General features: G+C 56.5%; 15 protein-coding genes, 1 other RNA gene and 1 pseudogene. 12 read left to right on the plus strand and 5 right to left on the minus strand.

Annotated features, from left to right (window positions below):
• The first annotated feature begins 46 nt into the window (after positions 1-46).
• Positions 47-427 carry a helix-hairpin-helix domain-containing protein gene (locus LBF07_RS16285; RefSeq protein WP_039263937.1) on the plus strand — a complete coding sequence of 127 codons (381 nt, stop codon included), beginning with the start codon at positions 47-49 and terminating at the stop codon, positions 425-427.
• A gap of 99 nt (positions 428-526) precedes the next feature.
• On the plus strand, positions 527-925 hold the full coding sequence (locus tag LBF07_RS16290) for a YbgC/FadM family acyl-CoA thioesterase (RefSeq protein ID WP_032646165.1): 399 nt from the start codon (positions 527-529) through the stop codon (positions 923-925).
• A 60-nt stretch (positions 926-985) separates the two neighbouring features.
• Here LBF07_RS16290 and queC read toward each other — a convergent pair whose 3' ends face one another.
• Complete coding sequence (queC, locus tag LBF07_RS16295) at positions 986-1,681, minus strand: 7-cyano-7-deazaguanine synthase QueC (protein WP_023310577.1); 696 nt, start codon at positions 1,679-1,681, stop codon at positions 986-988.
• Positions 1,682-1,747: 66 nt separating this feature from the next.
• Positions 1,748-3,448, minus strand: coding sequence for an SgrR family transcriptional regulator (locus tag LBF07_RS16300; RefSeq protein ID WP_112778265.1), 1,701 nt, complete (start codon positions 3,446-3,448; stop codon positions 1,748-1,750).
• 101 nt (positions 3,449-3,549) lie between these two features.
• Between LBF07_RS16300 and cof the strand changes: the two genes are divergently transcribed.
• Complete coding sequence (gene cof, locus LBF07_RS16305; protein ID WP_094934755.1) at positions 3,550-4,368, plus strand: HMP-PP phosphatase; 819 nt, start codon at positions 3,550-3,552, stop codon at positions 4,366-4,368.
• Between the two features lie 40 nt (positions 4,369-4,408).
• On the opposite strand, the gene LBF07_RS16310 is transcribed toward cof, so the two are convergent.
• Complete coding sequence (locus LBF07_RS16310) at positions 4,409-5,458, minus strand: PLP-dependent cysteine synthase family protein (protein WP_219773467.1); 1,050 nt, start codon at positions 5,456-5,458, stop codon at positions 4,409-4,411.
• Positions 5,459-5,570: 112 nt separating this feature from the next.
• On the opposite strand from LBF07_RS16310, the gene LBF07_RS16315 reads away from it, so the two are divergent.
• The 5 genes from LBF07_RS16315 to amtB all read left to right on the plus strand — a co-directional run bounded on the left by LBF07_RS16315 (position 5,571) and on the right by amtB (position 11,490).
• Positions 5,571-6,029 carry an Lrp/AsnC family transcriptional regulator gene (locus LBF07_RS16315; RefSeq protein ID WP_023310581.1) on the plus strand — a complete coding sequence of 153 codons (459 nt, stop codon included), beginning with the start codon at positions 5,571-5,573 and terminating at the stop codon, positions 6,027-6,029.
• A gap of 30 nt (positions 6,030-6,059) precedes the next feature.
• Positions 6,060-7,832 (plus strand): SmdA family multidrug ABC transporter permease/ATP-binding protein, encoded by a 1,773-nt coding sequence (locus LBF07_RS16320; protein ID WP_094934754.1) that lies wholly within the window; start codon positions 6,060-6,062, stop codon positions 7,830-7,832.
• A complete protein-coding gene (locus LBF07_RS16325) occupies positions 7,825-9,606 on the plus strand; it encodes a SmdB family multidrug efflux ABC transporter permease/ATP-binding protein (protein ID WP_094934753.1) in 1,782 nt (593 codons plus the stop codon). Before LBF07_RS16320 ends, LBF07_RS16325 begins: the two co-directional genes overlap by 8 nt.
• 220 nt (positions 9,607-9,826) lie before the next feature.
• The gene (gene glnK, locus LBF07_RS16330) at positions 9,827-10,165 is read left to right on the plus strand and encodes a P-II family nitrogen regulator (RefSeq protein ID WP_008503304.1); all 339 of its coding nucleotides are present in this window, start codon (positions 9,827-9,829) and stop codon (positions 10,163-10,165) included.
• A 35-nt stretch (positions 10,166-10,200) separates the two neighbouring features.
• Complete coding sequence (amtB, locus tag LBF07_RS16335; protein WP_094934752.1) at positions 10,201-11,490, plus strand: ammonium transporter AmtB; 1,290 nt, start codon at positions 10,201-10,203, stop codon at positions 11,488-11,490.
• A 192-nt stretch (positions 11,491-11,682) separates the two neighbouring features.
• On the opposite strand, the gene tesB is transcribed toward amtB, so the two are convergent.
• Positions 11,683-12,543, minus strand: coding sequence for an acyl-CoA thioesterase II (gene tesB, locus LBF07_RS16340; RefSeq protein WP_023334719.1), 861 nt, complete (start codon positions 12,541-12,543; stop codon positions 11,683-11,685).
• Between the two features lie 200 nt (positions 12,544-12,743).
• Between tesB and LBF07_RS16345 the strand changes: the two genes are divergently transcribed.
• Positions 12,744-13,271, plus strand: coding sequence for a YbaY family lipoprotein (locus tag LBF07_RS16345; protein ID WP_008503301.1), 528 nt, complete (start codon positions 12,744-12,746; stop codon positions 13,269-13,271).
• A gap of 33 nt (positions 13,272-13,304) precedes the next feature.
• Here LBF07_RS16345 and LBF07_RS16350 read toward each other — a convergent pair.
• A pseudogene (locus tag LBF07_RS16350) lies at positions 13,305-13,702 on the minus strand (MGMT family protein).
• Between the two features lie 84 nt (positions 13,703-13,786).
• Here LBF07_RS16350 and ffs point away from each other — a divergent pair.
• The 3 genes from ffs to LBF07_RS16365 all read left to right on the plus strand — a co-directional run bounded on the left by ffs (position 13,787) and on the right by LBF07_RS16365 (position 14,607).
• Positions 13,787-13,883, plus strand: an RNA gene (gene ffs / locus LBF07_RS16355) — signal recognition particle sRNA small type.
• Between the two features lie 260 nt (positions 13,884-14,143).
• Positions 14,144-14,395, plus strand: a complete 252-nt coding sequence (locus tag LBF07_RS16360; RefSeq protein WP_023310587.1) for a hypothetical protein — start codon at positions 14,144-14,146, stop codon at positions 14,393-14,395.
• On the plus strand, positions 14,392-14,607 hold the full coding sequence (locus tag LBF07_RS16365) for a hypothetical protein (RefSeq protein WP_023310588.1): 216 nt from the start codon (positions 14,392-14,394) through the stop codon (positions 14,605-14,607). Before LBF07_RS16360 ends, LBF07_RS16365 begins: the two co-directional genes overlap by 4 nt.
• Positions 14,608-14,658 lie beyond the last annotated feature (51 nt).

The following is a 14,658-nucleotide window of genomic DNA, read 5'->3' on the forward strand; positions in this document are numbered from 1 at the left end:
TGGCGGCTATCGTGACGTGGCTGTCAACAAACAAGGAGATAACAGCATGAAATGTGGAATCAAAGCACTGTTAATTACGCTGGCTATTGCCACCACCGGGATGAGCGCGGGCGCGCTGGCGGCGACGCCTGCTGCCAAAGCACAGGCTACGCAGAGCAAGTCCGATGCGGCAGCGCCGGTGCAGGGGCAAACCAAAGCGACAGATGCCGGTAAAAATGCGGATGATGAAGGTACGCGGGTCAGTATCAATTCGGCCTCAGCGGAAGATCTCGCCCGTGCGTTGAACGGCGTGGGCCTGAAAAAAGCGCAGGCCATCGTCAGCTACCGCGAAGAGTATGGTCCTTTCAAAACGGTCGACGATCTCAAGCAGGTGCCGGGCATGGGCAGCGCGCTGGTTGAGCGCAACCTCTCACACCTGACGCTGTAATTACGCAATTTCTTGCACTGCGGCAAAATTTTGCCAGGATAAAGAGGTCATACCAGTTATGACCTCTCTTCCTACAATAACAGTAAAGGCTATTGCGCTATGCAGACAAAAATCAAAGTACGCGGTTTTCATCTCGACGTTTATCAGCATGTGAACAATGCTCGCTATCTTGAGTTTCTTGAAGAAGCGCGCTGGGACGGGCTGGAAAACAGCGAAAGCTTTCAGTGGCTGACCGCGCACAACATCGCGTTTGTGGTCGTCAATATCAACATCAACTACCGCCGTCCGGCCGTGCTGGGTGACGTGCTCACGGTAACCAGCCAGGTGCAACAGATCAATGGCAAAAGCGGGGTATTAAGCCAGGTGGTGACGCTCGATCCAGAAGGGCAGGTGGTCGCAGATGCGTTGATCACGTTTGTCTGTATCGATCTGAAAACGCAGAAAGCGCTGCCGCTGGAAGGGGAACTGCGGGAAAAGCTGGAGTTGATGATCGTGTAAGACATGTTAAGGCGTACTCGTGCTGTCGACACCTGTTTGCGACAGCACGGTCAAGTAGCCCTATTTAAGACCGGTCTTTTTCTGCATCGCGGCCATCACGCCGGATTTATCGGCAAGATAGTGGTTCAGCCCGTTAGCGCGCAGATTACAGGCCGCACACTGGCCGCAACCGTCGCCTTTGATACCGTTATAGCAGGTGAGCGTTTCGCTGCGAACAAGGTCCAGCTTGCCCCAGTAGTCCGCCAGCGCCCAGGTTTCGGCTTTATCCAGCCACATGAGCGGAGTTTCAAAGCGCGTCTCTTTCGCCATCCCCAGATTAACGGCGTGGTTTAACGCTTTAACGAACTCATCACGACAGTCCGGGTAGCCGGAGAAGTCGGTCTCGCACACGCCCGTGATCACCGCTTCGGCTTTTACCTGGTAGGCGTAGATCGCCGTCAGAGTCAGGAACAGGATATTACGGCCCGGCACGAAGGTATTTGGAATGCCGCTGGCATCGGGTTCATAGTCTGGCACAGGAATACTGTCGCGGGTGAGGCTGCTCACGGCCAGTTCATTTAACAGCGTAACGTCCAGCACTTTGTGCGCGCGTGCGCCCAGTTTCAGGGCTAGTTCACGGGCAACGTCGATTTCAGCGCGATGACGCTGACCATAATCGAAAGTGACACAGTGAACTTCATCGTACTGATGAAGGGCCTGGACCAGGCAGGTAGTTGAGTCTTGTCCTCCGCTGAACACGACGACGGCACGTTTCATAAATCATCTCGACTGTTACGGTAAAAACGTTATGTTACCGTCTGACCACGACGGCGACCAGCTTCTTCACGATTTGGGCGCGGGCAACCAGGCTTCGGTAAAGTCAAACCAGCCGCGGGTGTTGAGGCGTATACCATTCACGCCAGGCGGAGCACTGATTTGGTATTGATAATTAAAGAGTGGCGTCAGCACCGCACTCTCCATTAACCGGTTAAAGATGGCTTGCAGTCCCGCGCGTCTATCCCGAGCCTCGGCCTGAGTCTGTACCGCATCCAGCGTGGCTTGCAGATGGGCGTAAGCCGGTGCGCTAAGAACGTGCGGCCAGAGGGCATCGCAGCGCAGCCACTGTTCAAGCGTATATTCCGGCGCTTCGCCAATCAGCCTGTCCCCCATCATGATGTCTGCATCGGCAAGCTCCAGGCATCCGTCCCACGTCTTGGCGTCGTGAAAGATGACGGTCAGTTCACACCCCTGTAGCGCCAGGTATGCCTTCAACTGGCTGGCCATGGTGTGAAGCTCAACAGGGAGATGGTAAACCAGCGTCAACGCTTCAGGGAGGGTGACGTCCGATAAATCAGGCCATTCGGGGATGGTCCAGCCGGGAAGCAGTTCCTGGGTGGGCGTGATGAGCCCTTCGTTTAGCGGAAGTGTGTGAAGAAGCCTGGAGAGATGAATGATATTGATAAGCCGCTTTGCCTGAATCTCACTCAGGCGCGCGCTCTGTTTTAGCGTGAGGTAACAGAACCCCAGGCTGGTGCTGCTGCTTACCAGCCGCAGACTTTCCAGCTCGTCGGCCTCGCCGATCGCGATTTGCACCGGGTGACGACAGCTGGTGCCCAGGCTGTAATCAAAAAGCTGGGGAGTGATCCAGTATTCGATGGCTTTGAGCAGCGGATGGCTCAGGTGATACTGCTCATGGCTTTCCAGACGAACCAGGTCGGGCTCAAAGGCGGCCAGCCGAAACGGGCCACTGCCAACCGCAGGATGGTCGGGATGCGCCAGACGGCTGCAGTAGGTTGCCAGCCTGTGCGGCAGCCAGTAGTCCGGTTGATGCAGCCTAAACGTCAGACACTGTGGATGCGTTGTTTCAATACATAAGACGCTCTGAAACAGAGTGCGGAGGGCGGGAAGCGTCAACAGCGCTGTCAGACTTCGCTGGAGTTGCGCCGTTTCTATTTTATCGCCGTTATGCCAGTGCAGGGTGGAGCGAATGTAGAAATGCCAGCGCAGGCCGTCAGCAGAGACATCCCAGTGATGCGCCAGATCGCCCGTAGGTTCACTGCTATTACCGTTAAAACGCGTCAGGCCTGAGAAGACTTCTCCCGCCAGATGCTGCTCTGCCCGGCCCGGTAAAAAACCCGGCTGAAGCGGTTCCAGCGAGCGATAGTAGGGGATGCGCAGCGTCGGCGTGTCGTTTTGCCACTGCCCGCCCAAAAAAGGATGCAGTAATGACCGCAGCGCTTCAGGGGCAAGCTGCGCCAGTTCCAGCGCGTTATGCTGCTGCCCGCTTTTCAGCGCTTCTTCCATCATCGCATTGCGCAGTGACTCCGGGGCGACATGGAACGTGAGCTCACCGCGCTTACCGCGGCCAGACTGCGCTCGCCAGCTGAGCCAGCCCGCCTCCTGGGCCTGGCGCAGCAGGGTTCGGACATGCCGCTCGCTACAAAAACAGCGGGCGGCCAGCTCGCTGATGGTGACCTGTTGCGTTGCACCCTGCGAAGGCTGCCAGAGGCGGTGATACTGGTTGAGTCGATTGAGCTGGCGCATAAGAAACCCGGAACAATAATTTTCATCTATTCACTATTACTTCCGTATATCTCACACGATACTGTTGCACAAGTTAACCGCATCACATTTCGGGAGTAATCATGGCTCGGCTCGCTGCATTTGATATGGACGGTACGCTGTTAATGCCGGATCACCGTTTAGGGGAAAAAACCCTGAACACGCTGAAGCGCCTGCGCGAGCGTGATGTCACCCTGACGTTTGCCACTGGCCGCCATGTGCTGGAGATGCGCCATTTGCTGGGCGCGTTTTCCCTCGACGCCTTTCTAATCACCGGCAACGGGACGCGAATTCACTCCGTAGAAGGCGATGTGCTGCACCGGCAGGATCTCAACCCGGAAGTGGCGGACATCGTGCTGCACAGCACCTGGGACACGCAGGCCAGTATCCACGTCTTTAACGATCGGGGCTGGTTTACCGGACGTGAAATTCCTGAACTGCTGCACGCGCATGTATACAGCGGTTTCAAATATCAGCTTATCGATCTGCGTCGGATCCCCGCTCATGCGGTAACCAAGATCTGCTTCTGCGGCGATCATGACGATCTGTGTCGCTTACGGATTCAGCTGAATGAGGCGCTGGGCAACCGGGCGCACTTGACCTTCTCGGCGGTGGATTGTCTGGAAGTGCTGCCGGTGGGTTGTAACAAAGGCTCCGCTCTGGCGGTACTCAGCGACCACCTGGGCTTAACGCTGCAGGAGTGTATGGCGTTTGGTGACGCCATGAACGACCGCGAAATGCTGGGTAGCGTTGGTCGCGGTCTGATCATGGGGAATGCGATGGCGCAGCTGAAAGCAGAACTTCCCCATCTGCCGGTTATTGGCCACTGCCGCAATGAAGCAGTGTCCCATTTTTTGACGCATTGGCTGGACAACAACAATCTCCCGTATTCCCCCGAATAGTGAGACCCTTCCAGCAAGCCAGACTTCGGTCTGGCTTTTTTTATTTCACCAGTTCTGCAATCTGCGCTTTCCACGGAGCGATATCGCCGATGTTGGCCTGCACCCACTCCGCGTTGTAGTAAGTTTCAAGGTAGCGTTCGCCGCTGTCGCACAGCAGCGTGACGATGGAACCGGTACGGCCCTCTTCGCGCATACGGGCGGCAAGCTGCAGTGCACCCCACATATTTGTGCCCGTCGATGCGCCCACTTTGCGCCCCAGCTGCGTTTCCAGCCAGTGCGCCGTTGCCACGCTTGCGGCATCCGGCACGCGCATCATCTCATCCACGACGTCGGGGATGAAAGAGGGCTCCACGCGCGGGCGGCCAATCCCTTCAATTTTACTGCCCACCGGGCTGCGCAGCTCCGCATTGCGGTTTTGCCAGTAGTCGAGGAACACGGAGTTCTGCGGGTCAACCACCATCAGTTGGGTATCGTATCCCTGACAGCGGATGTAGCGTCCAATCGTGGCTGACGTGCCGCCGGTACCGGCGCTCATGACGATACAGGACGGAACCGGATGCGGTTCGTGGGTCATCTGGCGGAAAATACTGTCGGCAATGTTGTTATTGCCGCGCCAGTCGGTCGCGCGCTCGGCGAAGGTGAACTGGTCCATATAGTGACCGTTCAGCTCACGGGCCAGCATTTCGGAGGCGGCGTAGATTTCGCAGGCGCTTTCCACAAAGTGGCAGCGTCCGCCGTAAAATTCGATCTGTTCGATTTTGCGTTTTGCGGTGCAGGACGGCATCACCGCGATAAACGGCAGGCCCAGCAGGCGGGCGAAATAGGCTTCGGACACCGCCGTTGAACCGGACGAAGATTCAATAATAGTGGTGCCTTCTTTAATCCAGCCGTTACATAAACCGTATAAAAACAGCGAGCGCGCCAGGCGATGCTTCAGGCTACCGGTGGGATGGGTGCTTTCATCTTTCAGATAGAGCTGAATGCCGTCAAATCCCGGCAGGGAAAGGCGAATCAGGTGCGTATCCGCCGAGCGCTGATAGTCGGCATTGATTTCGCTGATCGCATGTTTAACCCAGGTGCTATTCATCATCGTTATCCGTTTGTCATTTTGTGCCTAGGATAGCGAAAAGCACAGAAAAAATTGTTGCTATCTGGCCTTTAAAATAGAATGAAGAGAGAAAAATTTTCTCTGTGAGGTGGGTATGCTAGATAAAATTGACCGCAAGCTCCTTTCATTGCTGCAAAATGACTGTACCCTCTCTTTGCAGGCGCTGGCAGATGCCGTTAATCTGACCACCACCCCGTGCTGGAAGCGGCTTAAGAAGCTGGAAGATGACGGCATTCTTCTGGGGCGCGTCGCGTTGTTAGATCCCGAAAAACTGGGGCTTGGGCTGACGGCATTTGTGCTGATAAAAACCCAGCATCACAGCAGCGAGTGGTATTGCCGCTTCGTCACTCAGGTGTCTGAGATGCCCGAGGTGCTCGGTTTCTGGCGTATGGCCGGAGAGTATGATTACCTGATGCGCGTCCAGGTGGCCGACATGAAGCGCTATGATGATTTCTACAAGCGGCTGGTGAACAGCGTTCCGGGTTTGTCGGACGTCACCTCAAGCTTTGCCATGGAACAGATTAAATACACCACAGCATTACCCATTGAATAACTTCGTAAAATACCTTCAGGAACAAACCGCGTGCGATTATTTGCCCAACTAAGCTGGTACTTTCGTCGGGAGTGGCAACGCTACCTCGGTGCAGTCGCCCTGCTTATTATTATTGCCATCCTGCAGCTGATCCCGCCGAAAGTGGTGGGGTACGTCGTGGATGGCGTCACCGAGCAGCATTACACCACCGCACGGGTGTTGATGTGGGTCGGCACGCTGGTGCTGACGGCGGTCATTGTTTATCTGCTGCGCTACGTCTGGCGCGTGCTGCTGTTTGGTGCGTCCTATCAGCTGGCCGTTGAGCTACGTGAAGATTTTTACCGCCAGCTGAGCCGACAGCATCCCGAATTTTATCTTCGTCATCGCACCGGGGATCTCATCGCCCGCGCGACGAACGACGTCGATCGCGTGGTCTTTGCCGCCGGGGAAGGAGTGCTGACGCTGGTGGACTCGCTGGTGATGGGCTGTGCGGTGCTGATCGTGATGTCCACGCAGATCAGCTGGCAGCTGACCCTGCTCGCCCTGCTGCCGATGCCGATCATGGCGCTGGCGATCAATCGCTATGGCGAACAGCTGCACGAGCGCTTCAAGCTGGCGCAGGCGGCGTTTTCGTCTCTGAACGATCGCACCCAGGAGAGCATGACCAGCATCCGCATGATCAAAGCGTTTGGTCTGGAAGACCGTCAGTCTGCGCTGTTTGCCGCCGATGCGGCAGACACGGGGGCGAAAAACATGCGCGTCGCGCGTATCGACGCCCGTTTTGACCCGACGATTTATATCGCAATCGGCATGGCAAATATGCTGGCCATTGGCGGCGGAAGCTGGATGGTGGTGCAGGGCACGCTTACTCTGGGGCAATTGACCAGCTTTGCGATGTATCTGGGTCTCATGATCTGGCCGATGCTGGCGCTGGCCTGGATGTTTAACATCGTGGAGCGCGGCAGCGCCGCCTACAGCCGCATTCGCGCCATGCTGGCCGAAGCGCCGGTGGTCATCGACGGCAGTGAAGCCGTACCGGAAGGGCGCGGCGTCATGACCGTCGACGTCCGCAAGTTTGTCTATCCGCATACGGAGCATCCGGTGCTGGAGAACGTCAGCTTTACCCTGCAGCCAGGGCAAATGCTGGGGATCTGCGGCCCGACGGGATCCGGCAAAAGTACCGTGCTCTCTCTGCTTCAGCGCCACTTTGACGTCACCGAGGGCGATATCCGCTTCCACGATATTCCCCTGACCAGACTGCAGCTGGACGAGTGGCGCGGTCGCCTGGCGGTCGTCAGCCAGACGCCGTTTTTATTTTCGGACACCGTGGCAAACAACATTGCCCTGGGACGCCCCGGGGCGACGCAGGAAGAGATTGAACATGTGGCGCGTCTGGCCAGCGTTCATGATGATATTTTGCGTCTGCCGCAGGGGTACGAAACGGAAGTCGGGGAACGCGGCGTCATGCTGTCCGGCGGGCAAAAGCAGCGTATCTCGATTGCCCGCGCGCTGCTGCTGAATGCTGAAATTCTGATCCTGGATGATGCGCTTTCCGCCGTGGACGGCCGTACCGAGCATCAAATTCTGCATAACCTGCGCCAGTGGGGCGACGGACGCACGGTGATTATCAGCGCCCACCGCTTGTCGGCGCTCACCGAAGCCAGCGAAATTGTGGTCTTACAGCACGGGCACATTGCCCAGCGCGGGCAGCATGAAACGCTTGCCGAGCAGCCGGGCTGGTATCGCGATATGTACCGCTATCAACAGCTTGAGGCGGCACTGGACGATGCGCCGGAGCAGGATGAGGAGGCCGCCAATGCGTAAGATCGGAACGATGTGGCCGACGCTCAAACGTCTGCTGGCCTACGGCTCGCCGTGGCGTAAACCGCTCTCCGTGGCCGTGCTTCTACTCTGGATTGCGGCGATTGCTGAAGTGAGCGGTCCGCTGCTCATCAGCTATTTTATCGACAACATGGTCGCCAAAAGCTACCTTCCGCTGGGGCTGGTGGCGGGTTTAGGCGTGGCCTACGTTGGCCTGCAGCTGGCGGCGGCAGGGCTGCACTATGCGCAGTCGCTGCTGTTTAACCGCGCAGCCGTGGGCGTCGTTCAGCAGCTGCGTACGGATGTGATGGACGCGGCGCTTCGCCAGCCGCTCAGCGAGTTTGACATCCAGCCGGTCGGGCAGGTGATTTCGCGCGTGACCAACGATACCGAGGTGATCCGCGATCTGTACGTTACCGTGGTCGCGACGGTGTTACGCAGCGCGGCGCTGATTGGCGCGATGCTGGTGGCGATGTTCAGCCTCGACTGGCGCATGGCGCTGGTGGCGATCACCATCTTCCCGGCGGTGCTGATTGTCATGGTCATTTACCAGCGCTACAGCACGCCGATCGTGCGTCGGGTGCGCGCGTATCTGGCCGACATTAACGATGGCTTCAACGAAGTGATCAACGGCATGAGCGTCATCCAGCAGTTCCGCCAGCAGGCGCGCTTTGGCGAACGCATGGGGGAAGCCAGCCGTTCGCACTACATGGCGCGTATGCAGACGCTGCGGCTTGATGGTTTCCTGCTGCGTCCGCTGCTGAGCCTTTTCTCGGCGCTGGTGCTTTGCGGGCTGCTGATGCTCTTCGGGCTGAGCTCAAACGGTACGATTGAAGTGGGCGTGCTGTACGCCTTTATCAGCTATCTCGGGCGTCTTAACGAGCCGTTGATCGAGCTTACCACCCAGCAATCGATGCTGCAGCAGGCGGTGGTCGCCGGTGAGCGCGTGTTTGAGCTGATGGACAGGCCGCGCCAGGCCTACGGCAATGACGAGCGTCCTCTGCAAAGCGGTAGTATCGCCTTTGATAACGTCTCGTTTGCCTATCGCGAAGACCGGCTGGTGCTGCAGGACATCACGCTCGACGTTCCGTCGCGCGGTTTCGTGGCGCTGGTAGGGCATACCGGCAGCGGTAAGAGCACGCTTGCCAGCCTGTTGATGGGCTATTACCCGGTCACGCACGGCGAAATCCGCCTCGATGGGCGCCCGCTCGCGTCTCTCAGCCACACCGTGTTGCGTAAAGGCGTCGCGATGGTGCAGCAGGATCCGGTCGTGCTGGCCGATACCTTCTACGCCAACGTGACCCTGGGGCGAGACTACTCCCAGGAGCAGGTCTGGGACGTGCTGGAAAAAGTGCAGCTGGCAGAGCTGGCGCGCGGGTTTAGCGATGGGATCAATACCAAACTGGGCGAGCAGGGGAACAATCTCTCCGTCGGGCAAAAGCAGCTCCTGGCGCTGGCGCGGGTGCTGATTGAAACGCCGCAGATACTGATTCTGGATGAAGCGACGGCCAGTATTGACTCCGGCACCGAACAGGCCATTCAGCAGGCGCTGGCCGCCGTACGCGACCATACGACGCTGGTGGTGATTGCCCACCGTCTTTCCACCATCGTCGATGCCGATACCATTCTGGTGTTACATCGCGGACAGGCCGTTGAACGCGGTACGCACCGTGAACTGCTGGAAGCCAAAGGGCGCTACTGGCAGATGTACCAGCTGCAGCTGGCGGGCGAAGAGCTGGCGGCCAGCGTGCGTGATGAAGAGTCGCTTAGCGCCTGATGCACCAAAATGAGGCGACGCGCTAACAGTCATTCCTGTTGGTGCAAAACTGAAACGCACCCTGCACCGGCATGGTGCGTTTTTTTTCACCTGTTCGTTTATTACGGCCGCGTAATGCTCTGTGCGCCGCCGTTCCCCCTCGTTTTCATTTCTGGCACACCCCTTGCAATACCTTCTGCGTAAGCTGCGGCCATTACCGAATTCTGACTGGAGGGGATCTATGAAGCTGGTTACGGTTGTAATCAAACCATTCAAACTCGAAGACGTGCGTGAAGCGTTGTCTTCAATGGGTATTCAGGGACTGACTGTCACCGAAGTGAAAGGCTTTGGTCGTCAGAAGGGTCATGCCGAGCTTTATCGCGGGGCGGAATACAGCGTTAACTTTCTGCCAAAAGTAAAAATTGATGTCGCGATTGCTGACGATCAGCTTGATGAAGTCATTGATGTCATTAGCAAAGCGGCCTATACCGGCAAAATTGGCGACGGCAAAATTTTCGTTGCCGAACTGCAGCGCGTCATTCGCATCCGTACCGGCGAATCTGACGAAGCGGCATTGTAAATAACGCCTGGCACACAGTGATAGGGATCGAGAAAATGAAGATAGCAACACTTAAAACGGGTCTGGGTTCGCTGGCGCTGCTGCCGGGCCTGGCGCTGGCTGCTACCCCTGCGGTGGTCGACAAAGCCGATAACGCCTTTATGATGATCAGCACCGCGCTGGTGCTGTTCATGTCAATTCCGGGCATTGCGCTGTTCTACGGCGGCCTGATCCGTGGCAAAAACGTTCTCTCCATGCTGACGCAGGTTGCCGTGACGTTCGCACTGGTCTGCGTGCTGTGGGTGGTTTACGGTTACTCGCTGGCGTTCGGTACGGGCAACGCGTTCTTTGGTAACTTCGACTGGGTGATGCTGAAAAATATTGAGCTGACCGCGCTGATGGGCAGTTTCTATCAGTACATCCACGTTGCGTTCCAGGGCTCCTTCGCCTGTATTACCGTCGGGCTGATTGTGGGCGCGCTCGCCGAGCGTATTCGTTTCTCTGCCGTGCTGATCTTCGTGGTGGTCTGGATGACGCTCTCCTATGTGCCGATTGCGCACATGGTCTGGGGTGGCGGTCTGCTGGCAACGCACGGCGCGCTGGACTTCGCGGGCGGTACTGTTGTACACATCAACGCCGCGGTAGCGGGTCTGGTGGGTGCCTACCTGATTGGCAAACGCGTGGGCTTCGGTAAAGAAGCGTTCAAACCGCACAACCTGCCGATGGTGTTTACCGGTACGGCTATCCTCTACTTTGGCTGGTTTGGCTTCAACGCCGGCTCGGCAAGTGCAGCAAACGAAATCGCCGCGCTGGCCTTCGTGAACACCGTTGTGGCCACGGCGGGTGCAATCCTCTCCTGGGTGTTTGGCGAGTGGGCGGTACGCGGTAAACCGTCACTGCTGGGTGCCTGCTCGGGTGCCATTGCCGGTCTGGTTGGCATTACGCCAGCGTGTGGTTATGTCGGCGTGGGTGGCGCGCTGCTGGTCGGTCTGGTGTCCGGTCTGGCGGGTCTGTGGGGCGTGACCGCACTGAAACGTGTGCTGCGCGTTGACGACCCATGCGATGTGTTTGGTGTCCACGGCGTGTGCGGTATCGTGGGTTGTATCATGACCGGTATCTTCGCCGCGAAATCGCTCGGTGGCGTGGGCTACGCAGAAGGCGTGACCATGGTTCATCAGGTGCTGGTGCAGCTGGAAAGTATTGCAATCACCGTTGTCTGGTCTGCCGTTGTGGCCTTCATTGGCTATAAGCTGGCGGATATAACGGTGGGTCTGCGCGTACCGGAAGAGCAGGAGCGCGAAGGTCTGGACGTCAACAGCCACGGCGAGAATGCGTATAACGCCTGATAAACAGCAAAACGGCAACCTTTGGTTGCCGTTTTTAATGTGTATCCCCTCTCCCCTTGGGAAAGAGGGTCAGGGTGAGGGCATCAGGCCGCACAAGGCAAAAGCAAAACGGCAACTTCGGTTGCCGTTTTTAATGTGTATTCCCTCTCCCCGTGGGAGAGGGTCAGGGTGAGGGCATCAGGCCGCACACAATCACCCGCGATTACGCATCACCCCTTCCTGCACCGTAGACGCGACCAGCACGCCGTCCTGAGTATAAAATTCCCCGCGCACAAACCCGCGCGCGCTCGACGCTGACGTACTCTCCACGCTGTAAAGCAGCCACTCATTCATGTTGAACGGGCGGTGGAACCACATGGAGTGATCGATCGTCGCGACCTGCATCCCTTTTTCCAGGAAACCAACCCCGTGCGGCTGCAGCGCCACCGGCAGGAAGTTGAAATCTGACGCATAGCCGAGCAGATACTGATGCACGCGGAAATCTTCCGGCACGGTCCCGTTGGCACGGATCCAGACCTGGCGCTTCGGTTCGGCGGTATGGCCTTTCATCGGGTTGTGGAACTCAACCGGGCGGATCTCCAGCGGCTTATCGCAGAGAAACTTCTCTTTGACCTGCGGCGGAAGCAGATGCGCCAGCGCGCGGGCGATATCCGTCTCTGATTTTAAAGAGTCGGGCGACGGAGCCGGGGGCATCACTTTTTGATGTTCGTAGCCGGGTTCCGGCGCCTGGAAAGAGGCGGTCATGTAAAAGATCGGCTTGCCGTTTTGAATGGCCGCTACGCGGCGTGCGCTGAAGCTGTTGCCGTCTCGCAGGACTTCAACGTCATACACAATCGGTTTTGCGCTATCGCCAGGGCGTAAGAAGTAGCTGTGGAACGAATGCACCAGACGGTCTGCCGGGACAGTCTCCTTTGCTGCGTACAGAGCTTGTCCAACGACTTGCCCCCCGAAGACCTGGCGTAAGCCGAGATCTTCGCTCTGTCCGCGAAAGAGTCCTTCCTCAATTTTTTCCAGATTCAGTAATGTCAGCAGATTGTTCAGTGCCTGACTCATAGTTGTCCTCAATAAACGCCGTAGCGAAAGATAGGCAGAGTATAACGCAGAAATGAAAGTGGTCCGATGGGTAGAATAATCTGAATATCGGCACGTTTTCAGGCATAAATCGGTGATCTGTGCCACACTTGAATACGTTATGTGATTGAAACGACATCGGATGGGATCGATCCCGCTGGTGCATTGATAAGGAGACTTCAATGAAACTCGTGCCCATGCTAAGTGGTGTAGCTATTGCGGTGGCGTTGTCCGCCTGTGCCGGTAAAAGCGCCCAAGTGCCAGTACCAGCAGCCGACCCGAACGGGATTAATACCCTTTCACAGCAATCCATTCAGCAGCCTAATGTTTCCGGTACCATCTGGATTAAACAGAAAGTGGCGTTGCCGCCGGATGCGGTATTAACCGTAACGCTGTCTGATGCTTCTCTGGCCGACGCGCCGTCGAAAGTCGTTGCCCAGCGCGCCGTTCGTACTGAAGGTAAGCAGGCGCCGTTTAGCTTCGTGTTGCCGTATAACCCGTCGGACGTGCAGCCTAACGCCCGTATCCTGCTGAGCGCAGCGGTAACCATCAACGGCAAGCTGGTCTTTATCACCGATACGGTCCAGGAAGCGATCAACAACGGTGGGACAAAAATCGACCTGAACCTGGTGCCGGTGCAGCAGACCGAAGTGCCGGTCGCACCGCAGACCAATCAGCCGTCTCTGCCAACTCCACCGACTCAGATGTAATTTCTGCATTTCCCCTCTCCTCCGGGAGAGGGGTCAATATACCCAGCGAAACTTCTGCAAATCGATCTGACCCGACCCTGACACCTGCACACCCTCTGAAAGTAACGCCTGACGCTGACGCTGAAGATCCGGCCCGGTGAGTGAAATGGCGCCATGACGGTTCACCACCCGATGCCAGGGCAGCGTGCTGCCTTCCGGCAGCCGTTTCAGGACGCCTCCAACCTGTCGCGCCGCGCGCGGGGAACCGGCCAGACGCGCGACATCACCATAGGTGGTGACGTAGCCTTCCGGGATTGAGGCCACGATTTGCCATACGCGCTGTGGAAAGGAGTCGTGTTCGTCCATACCTTTACCTGTGGGGAGTTTCTGGAAAGCTATGGTAAACGAAGATCTTCATGATTGCTGCGCCTGTTTGCGCAAGAAACCAGCATCCGGTTGCTGGTCGCTTGCAATTGGGCTTTAGCACAGGGATAATGCGCCAGCGCGTTGGTTATCAACGCTCTCAATGGGGGCTCTGTTGGTTCTCCCGCAACGCTACTCTGTTCACCAGGTCAGGTCCGGAAGGAAGCAGCCAGGGCAGACGACGTGTGTGCCGGGATGTAGCTGGCAGGGCCCCCACCCATTTGTGGCCTCGTAAGATTCTTCAGCTTCATCTCTCCCTCAAAGCATTACTCCACAATAAAACTACGCCTGTATCGTGTAATATATATTTCATTGCACTGAAATATTATTGTCATAAACCTGTAATAATAGACTGTCATTTTATAATCGGACGGTTATTTTGTTCCATAACTCAAAAAAATATATATCTGGATAACATTGTTAAGTTCGTGTATTAAATAAAGTACTTATTCCGAAGGGAAGTGACAAACATGGCTACAGCGGTATTAAACGTTAAGATTGATGACGCGCTAAAAGAAAGACTTCGCCACTATGCGGAAGTCAATAACGAGAATTTAAGCGTGACGACAGAGAAACTGCTGCTGCTGGCGTTCGAAGCAGTAGAAGAGGCGGGAGTATCGGAAGAGGATATTGATAATCAGCATACGGAAGAAGAGAGTGTTTCTCCTTTTACTCCTAAAGAAATCAAGGCTCTACGTAAACTTCTGAAGAAGAGAAAATGAAACAACAACTGTCAACCGCCAGTGACTACAACGAGGCCTGCGATCTGTTGCGTTCAGGCTACGTGAAGCATGTACGTCTTGGCTGGAATGTTGGAAGCGATGAGTTCTTTCGTATTGCGTCTGACTGGTGTGATACCGGTGCAAAAATAAAGAAAGACGGTGATAACTTCGTTATTTCACTAAAAGGCTTTCCTATTCCTCCTCAGCATTAAACCCTGACCAGTGAAAACTGCTGACTGCATATATTACAGTCAGCAGTTTTT

It is taken from the genome of Enterobacter cloacae complex sp. ECL352, from assembly GCF_020149545.1.
Taxonomy (GTDB): Bacteria; Pseudomonadota; Gammaproteobacteria; order Enterobacterales; family Enterobacteriaceae; genus Enterobacter; species Enterobacter asburiae_B.